This window comes from Aquiflexum balticum DSM 16537, from assembly GCF_900176595.1.
GTDB classification, from domain to species: domain Bacteria; phylum Bacteroidota; class Bacteroidia; order Cytophagales; family Cyclobacteriaceae; genus Aquiflexum; species Aquiflexum balticum.
In genome coordinates this window covers 988,875-1,005,275 of record NZ_LT838813.1, presented here as the reverse complement: position 1 = coordinate 1,005,275, position 16,401 = coordinate 988,875, and the positions used below count along the sequence as shown (strand labels likewise).

General features: G+C 42.3%; 17 protein-coding genes. 1 reads left to right on the top strand and 16 read right to left on the bottom strand.

Annotation, left to right across the window (positions count from 1 at the left end):
- Nucleotides 1-10 precede the first annotated feature (10 nt).
- The 5 genes from B9A52_RS04465 to B9A52_RS04445 all read right to left on the bottom strand — a co-directional run bounded on the left by B9A52_RS04465 (nt 11) and on the right by B9A52_RS04445 (nt 4,007).
- Nucleotides 11-481: a hypothetical protein gene (locus tag B9A52_RS04465; RefSeq protein ID WP_157370066.1), complete on the bottom strand. Its 471-nt coding sequence runs from the start codon at nt 479-481 to the stop codon at nt 11-13.
- A 142-nt stretch (nt 482-623) separates the two neighbouring features.
- Complete coding sequence (locus B9A52_RS04460) at nt 624-1,163, bottom strand: DUF6557 family protein (RefSeq protein ID WP_084119171.1); 540 nt, start codon at nt 1,161-1,163, stop codon at nt 624-626.
- 303 nt (nt 1,164-1,466) lie between these two features.
- Complete coding sequence (locus B9A52_RS04455) at nt 1,467-1,973, bottom strand: Fic/DOC family protein (protein ID WP_231955488.1); 507 nt, start codon at nt 1,971-1,973, stop codon at nt 1,467-1,469.
- 91 nt (nt 1,974-2,064) lie between these two features.
- Nucleotides 2,065-2,286 carry an antitoxin VbhA family protein gene (locus tag B9A52_RS04450; protein WP_084119169.1) on the bottom strand — a complete coding sequence of 74 codons (222 nt, stop codon included), beginning with the start codon at nt 2,284-2,286 and terminating at the stop codon, nt 2,065-2,067.
- A 125-nt stretch (nt 2,287-2,411) separates the two neighbouring features.
- Nucleotides 2,412-4,007, bottom strand: a complete 1,596-nt coding sequence (locus B9A52_RS04445; RefSeq protein WP_084119168.1) for an IS1182 family transposase — start codon at nt 4,005-4,007, stop codon at nt 2,412-2,414.
- A 337-nt stretch (nt 4,008-4,344) separates the two neighbouring features.
- Here B9A52_RS04445 and B9A52_RS04440 point away from each other — a divergent pair, with 337 nt between their 5' ends.
- Complete coding sequence (locus B9A52_RS04440; protein ID WP_084119167.1) at nt 4,345-5,904, top strand: IS1182 family transposase; 1,560 nt, start codon at nt 4,345-4,347, stop codon at nt 5,902-5,904.
- A 139-nt stretch (nt 5,905-6,043) separates the two neighbouring features.
- Here B9A52_RS04440 and B9A52_RS04435 read toward each other — a convergent pair whose 3' ends face one another.
- From B9A52_RS04435 to B9A52_RS04400, 11 genes are all read right to left on the bottom strand, one after another.
- Nucleotides 6,044-6,952: a leucine-rich repeat domain-containing protein gene (locus B9A52_RS04435; protein ID WP_172805165.1), complete on the bottom strand. Its 909-nt coding sequence runs from the start codon at nt 6,950-6,952 to the stop codon at nt 6,044-6,046.
- A 129-nt stretch (nt 6,953-7,081) separates the two neighbouring features.
- Nucleotides 7,082-7,255 (bottom strand): hypothetical protein, encoded by a 174-nt coding sequence (locus B9A52_RS25410; protein ID WP_157370051.1) that lies wholly within the window; start codon nt 7,253-7,255, stop codon nt 7,082-7,084.
- A 14-nt stretch (nt 7,256-7,269) separates the two neighbouring features.
- Nucleotides 7,270-8,442 (bottom strand): IS91 family transposase, encoded by a 1,173-nt coding sequence (locus B9A52_RS04430; RefSeq protein ID WP_084119165.1) that lies wholly within the window; start codon nt 8,440-8,442, stop codon nt 7,270-7,272.
- Nucleotides 8,442-9,251, bottom strand: coding sequence for a tyrosine-type recombinase/integrase (locus B9A52_RS04425; RefSeq protein WP_084119151.1), 810 nt, complete (start codon nt 9,249-9,251; stop codon nt 8,442-8,444). Before B9A52_RS04425 ends, B9A52_RS04430 begins: the two co-directional genes overlap by 1 nt.
- Before the next feature lie 146 nt (nt 9,252-9,397).
- Nucleotides 9,398-9,550: a hypothetical protein gene (locus B9A52_RS25405; protein WP_157370065.1), complete on the bottom strand. Its 153-nt coding sequence runs from the start codon at nt 9,548-9,550 to the stop codon at nt 9,398-9,400.
- Nucleotides 9,547-11,730, bottom strand: coding sequence for a TonB-dependent receptor family protein (locus tag B9A52_RS04420; protein ID WP_084123386.1), 2,184 nt, complete (start codon nt 11,728-11,730; stop codon nt 9,547-9,549). Before B9A52_RS04420 ends, B9A52_RS25405 begins: the two co-directional genes overlap by 4 nt.
- A gap of 192 nt (nt 11,731-11,922) precedes the next feature.
- Complete coding sequence (locus B9A52_RS04415; protein ID WP_084119164.1) at nt 11,923-12,978, bottom strand: HaeII family restriction endonuclease; 1,056 nt, start codon at nt 12,976-12,978, stop codon at nt 11,923-11,925.
- Complete coding sequence (gene dcm / locus B9A52_RS04410) at nt 12,944-13,942, bottom strand: DNA cytosine methyltransferase (protein ID WP_084119163.1); 999 nt, start codon at nt 13,940-13,942, stop codon at nt 12,944-12,946. Before dcm ends, B9A52_RS04415 begins: the two co-directional genes overlap by 35 nt.
- A gap of 221 nt (nt 13,943-14,163) precedes the next feature.
- On the bottom strand, nt 14,164-14,337 hold the full coding sequence (locus B9A52_RS25400; protein WP_157370051.1) for a hypothetical protein: 174 nt from the start codon (nt 14,335-14,337) through the stop codon (nt 14,164-14,166).
- A gap of 14 nt (nt 14,338-14,351) precedes the next feature.
- The gene (locus tag B9A52_RS04405) at nt 14,352-15,524 is read right to left on the bottom strand and encodes an IS91 family transposase (RefSeq protein ID WP_084119152.1); all 1,173 of its coding nucleotides are present in this window, start codon (nt 15,522-15,524) and stop codon (nt 14,352-14,354) included.
- Nucleotides 15,524-16,333, bottom strand: a complete 810-nt coding sequence (locus B9A52_RS04400; protein ID WP_084119151.1) for a tyrosine-type recombinase/integrase — start codon at nt 16,331-16,333, stop codon at nt 15,524-15,526. Before B9A52_RS04400 ends, B9A52_RS04405 begins: the two co-directional genes overlap by 1 nt.
- Between the last annotated feature and the right edge of the window lie 68 nt (nt 16,334-16,401).

The window sequence follows — 16,401 nt, the reverse complement described above, 5'->3', positions numbered from 1 at the left end:
ATTTAGTGAATTAAATTCCTAATTCTCTTTTCTTTTTCTGAATCAGGTCTCCCCTCTTACTTAAATCAGTAGTAAATCCACCTGCATTGACAAAGTGATTTTCAGTGTTAAACCAAAACGTTTTCTCAATTCCTTTTATCTTAATCCTGTAAAGGGGTGGGTAAACAAACTGTATTAAATATAAAGATTCAACATCTAGCCAGTTTACAATTTCTTCCCATTCCCCATTCTTAACTACTATTGATTGATTCCCCATGTTTGCCAAAACAAATTTATTCTTGATCAAAAAGAAGATTATAATTTGAAAAACCCCGATTATAATGAAAACCATAGTTATGACAAAATCTCTTTCAATTGACTCTCCGTTCATTACAATCAATTGAGGCAAAAACCATGAAAAAACGGAAATAACCAAAAAAAGAATTCCGATTCCTAATAATCCGAATTTAAAAATTGTTTGATATGTTTTATTACTTTGCATGGGTTTTTTCAATTTTCGCCAACGGTTCGAAGCTACCCAAAGGTGGTGCTTTTCCACACCTTTCATTCCTCGAAGAATTGCTGTTTATATATAAAAAAAATATCCTACGGAGCACGTCACCTCCACTTTTGGGTAGCTGCTGTTAGCTGCTGCCTTTCTTTTCATCAAGTCGTCTTTTTAGTTCGTCAAGAGATATAGTTTTTTGTTTCTTCTCTTCTTGTGTTAGTTTTTTATATTCTTCTACGGTGTCATTCAGAGATTTAAGTTGTTCTTGAAATGTTTCTTCGTCATAGTCGATATAAGTCATTTCGTAAAGGCTATGAGCTATTATTTCTAAGTCTGAAAAGTTTTTAATTGTCTCTACTGCCAAGTCCATACCGAGCCATTTGTCCCACTCTAAAAACTCTATTGCGTAACTGTTAGTAATTGCAGTTGGGTCTGGTATTTTTTTCTGTCCTGAAACGTCAACGTATGTTTCTTTTTCACTCTCAAAGTTTGGGTCGCAGTCATACTCTGTCAAAATAATTTCTAACTCGTCATAGTCAGCCGGATCGGTTATTTTTAGTTTCTCATAAACGTTTCTGTATTCATCAAGCATTTTGTCTTGGTCGGGATACAGTTTTAGCAAGGTCAGCTCAATGCTAAACCAATTATTTGATTTTATTAGGTCATATAGTTTCATTTTACCTTGCTGTTAATTATCAAATTTATTTAAAAATTCTGTTCTCAGAAATGTAAGTTGTTGTCTTGAGATTGTTAAAACATTTAACTAAGCTAAAAAGTGTAATTGTTTCTGCGCCAAGCCGCCTGTGTGTTTCAAAAGGTTGCAACGTGATTCAGCTTGGAGACGGCGGGCCTGCCTGCGGTAGGCAAGCATTCGGAGCCGTTCTCTTCCAACCTACTCCTAACTTCTTAAAGGTTCTAAACTTTCAATTTACTCTGAACCGCCCGCTGTATCCAAGGTGATGTTATGCACTGTTCTTATTCATTTTTTTGAGGCAATTAGTTCAAAAATCAATTCTTTCAATATTTCTAAATCACTCTCTATTGTTCCTTTCATATATCTTTCAAACACACTTTTATTGTCCGGAGGGTTTAGGTTCAGAATCAACCCTTTTTCCAAGGCCAATAACCTTAAAAACTCTCTTTGTGCACGTCCGTTACCTTCTCTAAAGGGATGAAAATAATTTACATTATCTAAAATTTCGGCTAACTTCTCTGCTAATTCTTTTCTTCTGTTTTTTCGAATTTTCTTGTAGTCAGCTATTAAAGAATTAATGTAGCTACTGGCATTATCAAAATGGGTGGTAGGAAAAAATTGTTTTCCATCCTTACTTATTTCCACAACCCGTTTTTTGCCAGCCCAGATATATATATCTTGAAACAAATGCTTGTGAATATCAAAAAGGTTTTCAACTCCTTTAATCTTAATGGGACTATTGTAAAGTTCCTGAAGTCGTTTTGTTACTGCTCCACTTTCAACAAAAAGCAATACTTCCGGATCTGTAATTCCCGGAATGTTTTTTAAAATTCCTGTTTTTGGGTCTACATAAGTATAATCAAAGTCTATGTACTTATAGGAATCAGACATAAGCCTTTTCTTCCGCAAACTTCACCAATTCACTCAATGAAATTTTCCCTTTTACATAATCCCTGATTATTTCAACCCCTTTGGGTGTAGGTATAAAACCTTCATACATATTACTTCCTAAAGCATTTGCTGTGCTTTCTAATGTCTTTAAATCTGAAAATTTCACTCCCATTATCGTCAGGTTATTCCTATCAATTTCGATTGTAGCAAACATATGTTTTGGTTTTAATCCTTCGACGAATTTACAAAATTTCCGTCATTTTATTCTTAGGTACCTCTTTTTTAGAATAGTGCATAACGGCAGTTTGTCCAAAAACCTCCGTTATCTTTTTGTATAGTCTAAATATAAGCCCATTTCCTTGAATTTGGGTGGGGCTGTAGAAATTGGTAGTTATGGAATCTGTAAATTTCACATCGCTGTATAAGCTTCTTTCGGACTCTTAAAAAGTCCAGTATGGCCAAAAAACAAAGCCAAAGCATCTTCAGATACTTTTTCAATGCTTCCTGATCGACAAGATTGAATATCCTTCGAAGATTATAGGCCACAAACATGAACCCAACATCCGAGGAGGCCCTGTCCTTGCCTTTTTTGGTGATGATGTAGTGGAAGTTCCACTGTCTTTTGATGGTTCCGTAGTTGTGTTCGATGATTGCCTGCCTCCGTTTGTAAAGGTGTTCCTTCTGCTCCACGTTTCTTCTGTTGGCATCGATGAAGTCCTGATGCTCCGTCCTTTCGATGACCCTACCCCTTCCACGGGTGTTTTTGGTGCAGCTGGCAAGGGCGGGACAGGCCTGACAGGCCTTGGTCTTGAAGTGCTGCACCCTTACGCTGCTTGCTGATTTCCGGGAGGGACCGCCCCTTTCCTTATTGTACCATGATCCGTTGGTGGACAGGGTGTTTCCCTGTGGGCAGGTATAGGTGCGGTTTTTTGGATCATATCTGAATTCCGAAACATTGTAGGCCGGATCCGGGGCCATACTGGAACCGCTGACAGCGGGTATGGCAACTATGGCTTCGGCCCCAAGTTCTATGGCTGTCCTGATTTCGCTGCCTGTATGGTAGCCTTTGTCGAACAGAACTGTGAAACTGTTTGTCCCAAGTATGCTTTTGGCCCTTCTGACCATGTTCCCCATGGCCTTGGAATCATTGTTATTGGTCACCTTGAAGTCGATCGGGATGTTGTGCTTTGCATCCGTGGTGGACTGGATATTGTATGCCACTTCGGTGATGTTGTTGCGGATGACCATCTGTCTGCTGTCGGGATCAGACGTGGAAATCTGCTCCTGGTCGCTGCTGTCAAGCTTTTCCAAGAGGGATTCGTATTTTGCCCGGCGCCCGGACTGCTTTTCGATCTCCGTGGCGATGGTTTCCTTTTGTGTACTGTCCCCGTCCTCTTGGGCAAGTTCAGACTGGTACCTGGAAAGCTTTTCTTCGATGTAGGCAAGGTGCCTTTCGATCTTTTTGGCGTTGAAGTTGTTTTTCTTGCTGTTCTGGGCGCGGAGCTTGGTACTGTCGCCGGCAATGAGAGTTCCACCGATCAGCTCAAAATGTCTGGCCATCTGCACGGTGGCCCTGAATACTTTTTTGATAGCGGAAGGGTTATCCCTGCGGAAATTGGAGATGGTATTGTGGTCGGGAACGAGTCCCTTCATGAGCCAGATGAGCTCGATGTTGCGTTTGCATTCCCTTTCCAATGCCCTGGAACTTCTGATCCTGTTGAGATATCCGTAGATAAAAAGCCTTAGCAGGTCCCCGGGATGATAGGCAGGCCTGCCATTGTCGACAAAGTCCATCTCAAAACCAAAAGACTTTAACTCAATGGAGTTCACAAACAGATCGATAAGGCGGGTTTCGTTGTCAGAATCAAGGGAATCGTCCAGGCAGGTGGGGAAAAGCGCAAGCTGGGTGCGGTCAGTGCCTTGTATGAATTTCATGCTAGAATTTACAAAAATTACCCTATATATCCCATAGAAAAAGTGTGAAATTACTTCTCACCACAAGGCGGGGTTTTTAGACAGTCTGACGTTTTGGCGCTTGGCGCAGTGGTGGATTTCGGAGCACAAAACTGTCAATACACCACAAAAGCTGATGCGAGGTAGAATGTTCAATTAACCACTTCACCCGCCATTGAGCCAAACGCCTGTGCCTGTTGCACAACTCGTAGACGGAAGATACAAATTAATATGGGTTTTGGGTAGTAAAGGACCTAAAAATTGGTTTAAAATATTGATATACAGTTGTTTATATCCTTGTTTCTGACTATTTTAAGACATGCAAGGACGACAGCAAATCCAACCCAAACTCTTTTACCAGGTCAGCCTGGAAGACCTGGTCCCCAACGACAACTACTACCGTAGACTTTCGTCATGCCTCGACCTCGCCTTCCTTTACAAGGCCACGGCACACTTCTACGGCACCGAGGGCCAGGAGAGCATCGACCCCACCGTGTTTTTCAAGATGCTGTTGGTGGGCTATCTGAACAACATCAACTCGGACCGGAAACTGATCGCTTTCTGTTCCAATTGCCTGGACGTACGGCTGTTTCTCAACTACGATTTGGACGAGGCCCTGCCCTGGCACTCCACGGTCAGCCGGACCAGGCAGCTGTACGGCGAGGAAGTGTTCCTCCAGCTGTTCAGGGAGGTCCTGAGGCTCTGCGTCGGAAAAGGGATGGTCAGGGGCAAGCGCCAAGCAGTGGATTCGGCTTTTGTCAAGGCAAACGCCTCCATGGACAGCCTGTTGGAAAAGGAAGTGGTCGAGGACGCCTCGGCGTATGTCGACGAGCTGGACGAGGGATCGGAATTCAAGGTGACCTCGGCCAGAAAGAAACTGGTGGAAAGGCACCATAAATGGAAAGAGGAGGAGTACAAAGGAATGCCCGGCCATGTGGACGATCCCAAGCAGGTGGATGACCTGGGCAACACGATACGGCCCAAGTACCTGAGCAACCATACGCATTACAGTCCCACGGATCCCGATGCCAGGATCAGCACCAAGCCCGGGAAGGCCCGTCAGCTGAACTACTGCGGACAGGTGGCGGTCGACGATGCACACCACGTCATCACGGGGGCCTGTGCAAGTATGGCAGGAAGCAGGGACAGCGAAAACCTGCCCGAGATCCTGGACCAGACCTTGGATAACCTCGAAGGAGTGGGTATGGGAATCGACCAGGTCACGGCGGATGCAGGCTACAGCAGCGGCAAGGCACTCAGGTACTGCGAGGAACGGGGCATTGACGCCTACATTCCAAACTTTGGGCAGTACAAGCCCGAGAGGGAAGGCTTCAGCTACCATGCGGACAAAGACGAATACCTCTGTGAAAAAGCTGGTGGCAAAGGTGCCGTGCTGACCTTCAAAGGCATCAAGACCGACAGCAAGGGTTACGACAAAAAGAGCTACAGGAGTTCGGAGACGGTCTGCAGGAGCTGCCCGCTCCGGGAGCAGTGTTGCGGCAAGGCAACCAGGTTCAAGAAACTGGAGGAAAGCATCGACAAGCCCTACTACGACCGGATGCACCAAAAGCTCAACCATAACCGCACCTATGCCAAACGGATCAGCAAAATCCGGAGTCGGACCGTAGAGCCGGTCCTAGGCACTTTGGTCAACTTCCTGAACATGCGCAGGATCAACAGCCGGGGAATGGCCCAAGCCAACAAGCACGTTTTGATGGCCGCTCTTTCATACAACCTTAAAAAGTACCTGGCATTTGAACGGCGGTCAGCCACAGGGCAGGCGATGGCAATGAAAAAGGCCCTCAGGGACCTAAAATATGCTTTTTTGGAGCTTTTTTGGGCCGATATCCGCCATATTCCGACTCCTGGCCCCGCATGACCGAAAAACGACCCATCTTTTCTCTCGAAAATCCCAAATCTCAAAAATCCACCACTTCCCGAAAAAAAGACGTCTAATTACTCGATTCACAGGGAGGTTGTGCAACGGTTACGCCTGTTAGTGGCTGGGCTTTCTTCTGTCAAAAGTGTATTACGCATTTGGGCAATAATTTTTTAATTCTTTCTTTCTCCTTGTCGCTTAGTTTATTTCTCTCAATATGCAATTCCTGGAGGCTTGTCAAATACTTAATTTCTTCTGGTAATGTTGTTAATTGATTATTCCCGATTTCTAGATATAGTAGGTTTGTCAACTCGCCAATTTCTTTCGGTAATTCTGTCAATTGGTTGTTGTTCATTATTAAAATTCGTAAATTCTTTAGATTACCAATTTCTGACCCTACGTATTTTAAGTTGTTTGAACTTAAAGATATTTCGTCTAAGGTTGTCAACTTGCTCAAAACAGTTGGAAAGGATTCAAATTCGTTTCCTAAAAGATTTATTGAAACAATTTTGTCAAGCCGAGAAAGTTTTTTGGGAAGTTTTTTCAGTCCTTGACTTGCAACGTCAATACTAAGCACTTTTTCCTTTTCCTTAATAGCTGTTTTAATGTCGGTGTATTCAAATAGAGCTCGATTTTTTTTAATGAAGTCCCAATATGACTTTCCAATTACTTGATTGATTTCAAAAGTATAAGTTCTACTTTTTTGTCCATCTGTCCATTTACCCGTTGCTTTTTTGAATTCAGGTTCAAGTTGTCCATTGAAGTAACCTGTAATGCTGTCTGATTTATCGCGTTCAATTAAGTAAAATGAATTGTCCGCATTTAATTTTCCGACCAATTTTAGTGAACCCCAATTCGGATTGTAGTAATATGAACCTACCGTTGTCGAGTCAAGGAGAACTAAAAAATTCAGATTTATTTCGAGTCGTTTGTTCTGGTCTGTCAGAATGTAACCTTCGTAAACGTATGTGTCACAACAATTTTTCTGTTGCCCAAATGAGGTCAAAACAGTAAAAAGTGCGATTAATATTGTCAATATGTTTTTCATTGTGTTTGTCGTCATAGCCTTGCCACTAACGTAAAGTGTTTTAGACGCAATCTAGCCAAAAAAATAGCCAAAATAAATTGGCGTTTCAAGATTGCGTTTAAAACATAGTTGGACTAAGCCGTGCTACACCTATGGGTATTTATCTGCTTTGCTTTGAAGGTTTTGTCTGGTTTTGGACCATTGTCCTGAAGTTTTGGACGGATTCCGCTTTTTTACCCGGAAATTTTGTTTGGGACCGGGCATACCTTTCCCTGTAACAGAACCTCTGTTTTGTTTTTCTTTCAGCTTTTCAAAGAACTTCATCCCTGCTTTTTCATTCAGGGACCATTTGCTTTTCCTTCGGGCGTGGCAAAGACCATCCTTCCGTTCTTGCAGCAGCTACACCTGAACATCTCTTCTCCGAAAATCTCCTCCATCACCTCGTAGGTGCTCAGCCCATGGTAAAATGACACCTCCCTTGTTATGTTCAACAGCCTGAAACATTCATTCATTTTGGTGTTGCTGTTGGCCGAGGCCAAGATGCCGTAATAGCGGATTTTGTAGAAGCCTGTTGGCAGTACATGTTGCATAAATCTTCTGACAAACTCGGAACAGGCAAGCAACATGGTTTTGGTTTTGTTGTCCCTGTAATCCTTCCACCTGAATTTTACGGTTTCACCATCTGTATCCAGAATACGGCTGTTGCTGATCGCTACCCTGTGGGTGTACCTGCCAAGGTAGCTGACCACCTGGCCCGCCCCCCTGAAGGTCTTCTTGATATAGACATTCCACATCTTTGCGTAAGATTCCCTTTTCAGACTATTGATATCGGCAAACAGCTCTTTTTGACCTCCGGGTATCCTGAGAAGGTTATCCTCCAGTGCTCCCAGAAGCCTTTCCATGAACAGTCCCCGGAACACAGCCGAAAGGGCCTTTACCGGAACGAAGAACTTTTTGCCGGCATACAGCCACTGCATCCCGTCACTGTCAAGGCCTCCTGCAGGAACCAGCATATGGATGTGGGGGTGGTAGTTCAGGGACTGTCCCCAGGTGTGGAGTACCGACAGACAGCCGCTTTCGACTCCCAGAAAGGCAGGGTTCAGGGCAGTCTTCTTTACTGCTTTTGCGGAACATTCAAAGAGCAGGTTGTAACAGAACCTCTGGTTGATGTAGAACAATGGATTGAGAAACTCAGGAACCGTAAACACGGCGTGAAAGTACCTGACAGGCAGAAGCCTGCACTTTAGCTTTTCCACCCACAACTGCTGCTTGATGTACTGGCACTTCGGACAGTGACGGTTCCTGCAGCTGTTATAGCAGACTTTGACCGTACCGCAGGAGTCACAACAGAGACTGTGTGAGCCCATTTGTGATGTCCGGCAATGGAGGATGTCGTTAAAGGCCTTTCTCTGATCAGGGCACAGATGCTTCTGCGACAGGAAGACCTCCTTTTGGGAATCCAGGACTGTTGAGAGTTCGGCCCCACCATTCCTCTTGTTGACAGCATCCATCAAAGCTCATCCAGGGGACTTTTGATCAGGGCCGGATCCAGATTGCAGATATGCAGGTAGACCGTAGTGGTCTTAAGGGATCTGTGTCCCAGGAGTTCCTGGATTATCCTGACATTGGTCCCCTGCTCGAGCAGGTGCGTGGCGAAGGAATGCCGCAGGGTATGGAAAGAGGCATGCTTTGTTATTCCGGCACATTCCATGGCCTTTTTCAGAACAGACTGTGCGCTTTTTTCGCTGTATGGCTTTCCCGGCACCTGCCCTTCAAAGAGATAAGTAACCGGACGGTAGCTTTTGAAGTAATCCCGAAGCTGTACCAGTAACTTATGGGGCAGAAGGGTATACCTGTCCTTGTATCCCTTGCCTCCCCTCACTTTAAGCTGCATCCTGTCACTGTCTATATCGCCGGGCTTGAGACTGATCACCTCACCAAGCCTGAGCCCCGAGGCGTAGGTAAGGGCTATCAGGCAATAGTGCTTTCTGTTCCTGATACTCTTAAGGATAAGCGACACTTCTTCCTTTGAGAATACAACCGGAAGCAGCTTGGGACGTCTTGGCCGTTTGATCCTGATAGTATCCCAATCTCTTTCAAGCACGTCTTTGAAAAGTATTTTAAAGGCACTGATTGTCTGGTTGATGCTTGATACCGAAAGTCCGTCCAAACTGATCCTTTTAAAAAGGTAGTCCTTTAATTCGGGGATACTGATCAGATCCGGACTTTTTCCAAAATGAGCTGATACTACAGATACCAGGCTAAGATAGGTCTTGATGCTTCTGGGAGAATAATGTCTGTAGGACATCTCCTCATACATCCTCTGGCGCAAACTTTTTTTTCCATGATTAAATTAGTTAAAGATTGAACATGGAATAAATTTAATACATATTGTTAAAAATCAGGCCTTTATGATGGAATACAGAAAAACTACCGACGAAGGAGGTTTAGTTCAACGCTTTTCAGCTATACGCAGGCAGGGATTTTTACCACTGAACATCCTACGAAGAACTGAACCTTAAATTTACTACTTTCCTGTCCTACGAAGCACGAAACCCCTGCTTGCGTATAGGTGATGTTATGGGCTGCCGTATTCTTTCCTCGAAATTCTGTCATCATATTTTTACCAAAACTGTTGCTGAAAAAGTCCGTCCGTCTGATGGCCATATGCCAGGACCTGGATAAAATTGGGGTCGCTTTGTGAAATAGGACTCGTTCAATACATTATTTAAATTGAATTGTAAATTTACTTCATTAGTAATTTTGAAAGCTACGTTTAGGTCAAGTAATTGATATGATGGAACTAAACCAGTTGCACCACTTGCAGGAGGAATGGTCGTGTTGAATGCATCCGCAAAACTTTCTGTCGTATAACTATACAATATAGAAATGCGGATTTTCTTGTACTGTAAATTTGCGCCAATTCGTGTGATGAGTGCAGGCACGCTTTCCACCTTATTGCCACTCACATTTACATTTTCATTAACACTTCTTATGCTTGCGTCTTGATAACGTGCATCCATTAAGGAAGTTGATGTAAACAAGGATAATAAAACTTTATTTCCAAAGGTGAAGTCGGACTGTAAAAATAGCTCAAGTCCTTTGGTGTTTGAATTACCTATATTGGTTCTGAAAATAGTAAGATTTCCAGCTGTATCAGTTTGTGCAACAGTTCCTAAACGATTATTATACTGCACATAAAAAGCCGTTGCATCCCATTTTAAGAATTTCCAATTACCTCTAAAGCCCAATTCGGCATTGTAGCCAAAAGCATCTTTTAAATTATTGTCGGTTATTTCAAATACAGATTGAGGGACAATGTCTTTTAAAATTACAGGGCGGTAAGCCTGTGACCAACCCGCATATAGATTTATTCTTTGGTTAATATTGTATTGAGCATTTACGCCAAAAAGCGGGAAACTATGTTTTATTTGATTGGGAAGCTCGCTATCAAGATAATAAGCGGTAGTACCTGTCAAATCGCTTTTCCCTATTTCGATTCTCGCTCCTGTGTTTATGGAAAACTTATCCGAAAGTACCCAAAGGTTTTCAGCGAAAATGGCTATATTATTGGTTCTGAAATTAAGATCTCTTCCCCAGGCCGGAGTTACTAATGTCAAATCAAAATCACTTCCTGTTGTTCCCACACCTTGCTGTCTTCTACGCATATCATTATTCATATATTGTATTCCTGCGGAAATCGAGTTTTTCCTTTTTAGAAATTTATAGGAATGAAGCACTCGTAGCTCAGTTGTATAACTATTGTAATTATCAATATCTACTTGCCTATTGCTATATTGAAGTGTTGCAGGATTGATGGTGTCATTTACCGTAGCTGGTTTATCAAACATTACACTATTCCTTGTCCCAAGAACAGCAGAGGTGGTAAGGCTTAATTGTGTGGAAGCAGAAATTTTCCAATCCATTTTTATAGATGGCACGTGAATGTTTGGATTATAATAATTACGTGAACGTGTAGCCATTCTTGGATTTAATCGAAATAAACTATCATCCAATGCACCAGCAAGAGAAGTCAAATAATTGGAATGTGTCCAATCAAATTTAAATTGAAGATTTTTGGTGGCATCATAATAAATAGAAATCCCCTCTGCGTTAAACTGTGATTCACTATTTGCTCTATAACCAGTTAAAGCTTTTTTATTCATCCAAGCGGAATATCGAATTTTACCAACTTTACCAGAAAGGCTATTGTATGTACTCAACAAACCGTAGGAGCCAATTGTATTTATACTTTCAAATGAAATTTTCTGAGTACTATCTGGTTGTTTGCTAATATAATTGAGCATACCGCCAAATTGCCCGCCATATTGCAATGAGCCAGTACCTCTCACTAATTCAATACGTTCTACTGCTTCCATTGGAATATTGTAATGGCTGGCGGGATAACCATACATATCAGAGTTGGTGAGAATGCCGTCTTTACGGATATTAAATTCCCAACCTCGGTGCGGGTCAAGTCCACGAGTAGAAATGTTTACTTGATTGCCTGTGCCATCCATATCGTAGACAAACACCCCCGGTATTTTTGCAAAAATCTGTCTGCCGTATTTCTCTGTCATAGCAACATTCTTTTGGGTCATATCAATTACTTCGCTCTTCTTACCTGAATAAATGTAAGTGCCTTGTATTGGCTCAAGTCGTTGAATGTCCTGTGGTATGTGACTGCCTTGAACCGTCACAGGAGAAAGTTCGTGAGTTTTAGTTGTGTCGGTTGTTGTTTGTCCAAATGCTGTCACTGTAATCAGTGTCGCGGTTGAAATAAGTAAAAGTTGTTTCATATTGTCCTGTTTGTTTGATGTTGCAGGGTCGCCAAACGGTTGCCCATAACGGTTTGCAGCTACAAGAAGTTGGCGATTTTTACCACAAATGTTCATACGAAGAACGAATGTTTGATTAACCACAAAACTGTCATACGAAGCACTGAACCGCCAATTTCTTGTAGGTGCTGTTAGGCGCTGCCCTTTGTTCGTCTACCAATTCTTGTCGGTCAACTTGTCGTAACCTCTTTGCTTTATAAATTTCAAAAATTCTTTATTGTCTGTCGCTGGAAATTCAACTTGTATTTCGTCCGTTAGATTTTTAAGAACTTTGTCGCCAATAGTTTTTGCATATTTCCCTCTTAGTGCCTTTTCATACCAAGCTAATAAATGACTTTCGGTTACTATGCTTTGTATTTTAGATTTCCACCCCATTTGATTAAGGATAGAAACGATAATTTTTTCTTCTGTGTCCTTACATACAATAACGATACGGTCAGCCGATACAGAGGAAACAATATTTTCTGCAAGTTCTTCTGTGAGGGACAAATGTTTAATCTGAATTGCAAGTCCAAAGTTAGCCCACATATCAAGTCCTCTGTCAGCCGCATTCGTTACACCAACTCGATTTATTCTTGCTTTTAATTTAATAGTTGTTTGTGCAGGCGTTAACTGAATTACACTTTTAGCAAAATCTTCAAATTCTTTTAGGATGTCGGTTTTATTTGGATTCATACTTACTTCTACTGAAACTTCAAGTGCTTCAACTAATGCAGAAAAAAGTGAATAAACAATTATTTCATAAATCTTATCAATGCTTCTGCGGAGACCTGGCTCATTCCAAAACATTGCAAGAAACTCATCGAGTTTAAAATTACTTTTGTCGTGTGTGATTGTGTAATCTAACCCTGTCGACATTTGACTAAAGCGTTCAAGGAATTTGCGATAAACATACGCTTCTACAATTCCATTTTTTGTTCTATTTTCTTTTCCAAGTATATCGAGAACGGTCGGAGGAACTGCGTTGTCATTGAAAACATCTTCTTGATAACGGGCAGATGAAGTACTTGTTCTTCCTAAAAACTGAATGCAAACAATATCACGCCATTTTTTTGAAGTTGTTCGATACGTGGTAAGGTCAGATAGTGTAATATCTTTTTCGATTCTATCTCTATGTAAAATTTCTGCTACTTGAATTGGTTTATAAAGATGTACCCTTGCTTTGTCAATTACTTTATCTAACGCTTGCTTTGCTTCTTGTATATTCATTTTTTGGTTCTAATAAAGTTAATTGAATTGTTTCTTTTACTGCGTTCTTTTTTGCTTGTAAAGCATTCATTATTTCTCCTGCAATTGCTTTTATTACAGGAACAGAAACAGAATTTCCCGCAACTTTTCGTGCTTGTGAATAAGGAAGATTAATTTTAAAAGTGTCTGGAAAACCTTGCAAACGCAACATTTCTCTGTCCGTTAAACGCCTAACACCGTTTACTACTAAATAATTATAACTACCGCCAGCACGTAAAGCACAAGAGTACGGTAGCGCAGAAATATTTCCACCAATGTTTTCGTGCCAAATAGACGGAAAGGGCGGAACGCCCTTTACCGCATTCATTCTTTTTTCTTTAATTGTGTCGGAAAGAAAATAGCTTTTCGGAATTTCATTATCATTTTGTAAAATTTCTGATAATGGTTTATAATAACCTAAAGGTTTTGGAAATTTGAAATAGATGGGGTCTAAAAAACCTACAATATAAATACGTTCTCTTTTTTGAGGAACACCGAAGTCTAACGAGTTAAAAACTTTATGATATACCGTATAACCAAGTCCTTTTAATTTTTCTAAAATAACTGCGAATGTTTGTCCGTTATCGTGTGTTGTTAATCGTTTTACATTTTCCAATAAAAAAGCTTTTGGTCTTTTTTCTCTTATTATTTCTTCAATGTTAAAAAATAAAGTTCCTCTTGTGTCAGCAAATCCAAGACCTTTACCAGCTATACTAAAAGGTTGGCAAGGAAAACCTGCCAATAAAATATCGTGGTCTGGAATGTCTTTGGGTTCAATTAAGTTAATGTCTCCAAATGGTTTTTCTCCGAAGTTAGCTTCATACATTTTCTGCGCTTCTTTGTCCCACTCCGAAGAAAAGACCGTCTCACAGCCGTGTGCCTCAAAACCAAGTCGGATGCCTCCGATACCTGCAAAAAGGTCTATTGTTTTATATTTTTTCGCCATTGAAATGCGTATTTTTTAGTCAGCACAAATTTAGTCAAAAAAGGTGCTTTATTTTTCATTTTTGTCGGTTAGTTGTTAACTGCCATTGTCTGCTCGGTCGGTTTTTTAGGGTTGCGCCTAACGTAAAGTGTTTTAGACGCAATCTAGCCAAAAAAATAGCCAAAATAAATTGGCGTTTCAAGATTGCGTTTAAAACATAGTTGGACTAAGCCGTGCTACACCTATGGGTATTTATCTGCTTTGCTTTGAAGGTTTTGTCTGGTTTTGGACCATTGTCCTGAAGTTTTGGACGGATTCCGCTTTTTTACCCGGAAATTTTGTTTGGGACCGGGCATACCTTTCCCTGTAACAGAACCTCTGTTTTGTTTTTCTTTCAGCTTTTCAAAGAACTTCATCCCTGCTTTTTCATTCAGGGACCATTTGCTTTTCCTTCGGGCGTGGCAAAGACCATCCTTCCGTTCTTGCAGCAGCTACACCTGAACATCTCTTCTCCGAAAATCTCCTCCATCACCTCGTAGGTGCTCAGCCCATGGTAAAATGACACCTCCCTTGTTATGTTCAACAGCCTGAAACATTCATTCATTTTGGTGTTGCTGTTGGCCGAGGCCAAGATGCCGTAATAGCGGATTTTGTAGAAGCCTGTTGGCAGTACATGTTGCATAAATCTTCTGACAAACTCGGAACAGGCAAGCAACATGGTTTTGGTTTTGTTGTCCCTGTAATCCTTCCACCTGAATTTTACGGTTTCACCATCTGTATCCAGAATACGGCTGTTGCTGATCGCTACCCTGTGGGTGTACCTGCCAAGGTAGCTGACCACCTGGCCCGCCCCCCTGAAGGTCTTCTTGATATAGACATTCCACATCTTTGCGTAAGATTCCCTTTTCAGACTATTGATATCGGCAAACAGCTCTTTTTGACCTTCGGGTATCCTGAGAAGGTTATCCTCCAGTGCTCCCAGAAGCCTTTCCATGAACAGTCCCCGGAACACAGCCGAAAGGGCCTTTACCGGAACGAAGAACTTTTTGCCGGCATACAGCCACTGCATCCCGTCACTGTCAAGCCCTCCTGCAGGAACCAGCATATGGATGTGGGGGTGGTAGTTCAGGGATTGGCCCCAAGTGTGGAGTACCGACAGACAGCCGCTTTCGACTCCCAGAAATGCCGGGTTCAGGGCAGTCTTCTTTACTGCTTTTGCGGAACATTCAAAGAGCAGGTTGTAACAGAACCTCTGGTTGATGTAGAACAATGGATTGAGAAACTCAGGAACCGTAAACACGGCGTGAAAGTACCTGACAGGCAGAAGCCTGCACTTTAGCTTTTCCACCCACAACTGCTGCTTGATGTACTGGCACTTCGGACAGTGACGGTTCCTGCAGCTGTTATAGCAGACTTTGACCGTACCGCAGGAGTCACAACAGAGACTGTGTGAGCCCATTTGTGATGTCCGGCAATGGAGGATGTCGTTAAAGGCCTTTCTCTGATCAGGGCACAGATGCTTCTGCGACAGGAAGACCTCCTTTTGGGAATCCAGGACTGTTGAGAGTTCGGCCCCACCATTCCTCTTGTTGACAGCATCCATCAAAGCTCATCCAGGGGACTTTTGATCAGGGCCGGATCCAGATTGCAGATATGCAGGTAGACCGTAGTGGTCTTAAGGGATCTGTGTCCCAGGAGTTCCTGGATTATCCTGACATTGGTCCCCTGCTCGAGCAGGTGCGTGGCGAAGGAATGCCGCAGGGTATGGAAAGAGGCATGCTTTGTTATTCCGGCACATTCCATGGCCTTTTTCAGAACAGACTGTGCGCTTTTTTCGCTGTATGGCTTTCCCGGCACCTGCCCTTCAAAGAGATAAGTAACCGGACGGTAGCTTTTGAAGTAATCCCGAAGCTGTACCAGTAACTTATGGGGCAGAAGGGTATACCTGTCCTTGTATCCCTTGCCTCCCCTCACTTTAAGCTGCATCCTGTCACTGTCTATATCGCCGGGCTTGAGACTGATCACCTCACCAAGCCTGAGCCCCGAGGCGTAGGTAAGGGCTATCAGGCAATAGTGCTTTCTGTTCCTGATACTCTTAAGGATAAGCGACACTTCTTCCTTTGAGAATACAACCGGAAGCAGCTTGGGACGTCTTGGCCGTTTGATCCTGATAGTATCCCAATCTCTTTCAAGCACGTCTTTGAAAAGTATTTTAAAGGCACTGATTGTCTGGTTGATGCTTGATACCGAAAGTCCGTCCAAACTGATCCTTTTAAAAAGGTAGTCCTTTAATTCGGGGATACTGATCAGATCCGGACTTTTTCCAAAATGAGCTGATACTACAGATACCAGGCTAAGATAGGTCTTGATGCTTCTGGGAGAATAATGTCTGTAGGACATCTCCTCATACATCCTCTGGCGCAAACTTTTTTTTCCATGATTAAATTAGTTAAAGATTGAACATGGAATAAATTTAATAC

What these genes read in the sequence shown, in the direction of transcription:
- B9A52_RS04465 (WP_157370066.1), bottom strand. Translation starts at nt 481, where the DNA reads ATGCAAAGTAATAAAACATATCAAACAATTTTTAAATTCGGATTATTA.
- B9A52_RS04460 (WP_084119171.1), bottom strand. Translation starts at nt 1,163, where the DNA reads ATGAAACTATATGACCTAATAAAATCAAATAATTGGTTTAGCATTGAG.
- B9A52_RS04450 (WP_084119169.1), bottom strand. Translation starts at nt 2,286, where the DNA reads ATGTTTGCTACAATCGAAATTGATAGGAATAACCTGACGATAATGGGA.
- B9A52_RS04445 (WP_084119168.1), bottom strand. Translation starts at nt 4,007, where the DNA reads ATGAAATTCATACAAGGCACTGACCGCACCCAGCTTGCGCTTTTCCCC.
- B9A52_RS04440 (WP_084119167.1), top strand. Translation starts at nt 4,345, where the DNA reads ATGCAAGGACGACAGCAAATCCAACCCAAACTCTTTTACCAGGTCAGC.
- B9A52_RS04435 (WP_172805165.1), bottom strand. Translation starts at nt 6,952, where the DNA reads ATGAAAAACATATTGACAATATTAATCGCACTTTTTACTGTTTTGACC.
- B9A52_RS25410 (WP_157370051.1), bottom strand. Translation starts at nt 7,255, where the DNA reads ATGAAGTTCTTTGAAAAGCTGAAAGAAAAACAAAACAGAGGTTCTGTT.
- B9A52_RS04430 (WP_084119165.1), bottom strand. Translation starts at nt 8,442, where the DNA reads ATGGATGCTGTCAACAAGAGGAATGGTGGGGCCGAACTCTCAACAGTC.
- B9A52_RS04425 (WP_084119151.1), bottom strand. Translation starts at nt 9,251, where the DNA reads ATGTATGAGGAGATGTCCTACAGACATTATTCTCCCAGAAGCATCAAG.
- B9A52_RS25405 (WP_157370065.1), bottom strand. Translation starts at nt 9,550, where the DNA reads ATGATGACAGAATTTCGAGGAAAGAATACGGCAGCCCATAACATCACC.
- B9A52_RS04420 (WP_084123386.1), bottom strand. Translation starts at nt 11,730, where the DNA reads ATGAAACAACTTTTACTTATTTCAACCGCGACACTGATTACAGTGACA.
- B9A52_RS04415 (WP_084119164.1), bottom strand. Translation starts at nt 12,978, where the DNA reads ATGAATATACAAGAAGCAAAGCAAGCGTTAGATAAAGTAATTGACAAA.
- dcm (WP_084119163.1), bottom strand. Translation starts at nt 13,942, where the DNA reads ATGGCGAAAAAATATAAAACAATAGACCTTTTTGCAGGTATCGGAGGC.
- B9A52_RS25400 (WP_157370051.1), bottom strand. Translation starts at nt 14,337, where the DNA reads ATGAAGTTCTTTGAAAAGCTGAAAGAAAAACAAAACAGAGGTTCTGTT.
- B9A52_RS04405 (WP_084119152.1), bottom strand. Translation starts at nt 15,524, where the DNA reads ATGGATGCTGTCAACAAGAGGAATGGTGGGGCCGAACTCTCAACAGTC.
- B9A52_RS04400 (WP_084119151.1), bottom strand. Translation starts at nt 16,333, where the DNA reads ATGTATGAGGAGATGTCCTACAGACATTATTCTCCCAGAAGCATCAAG.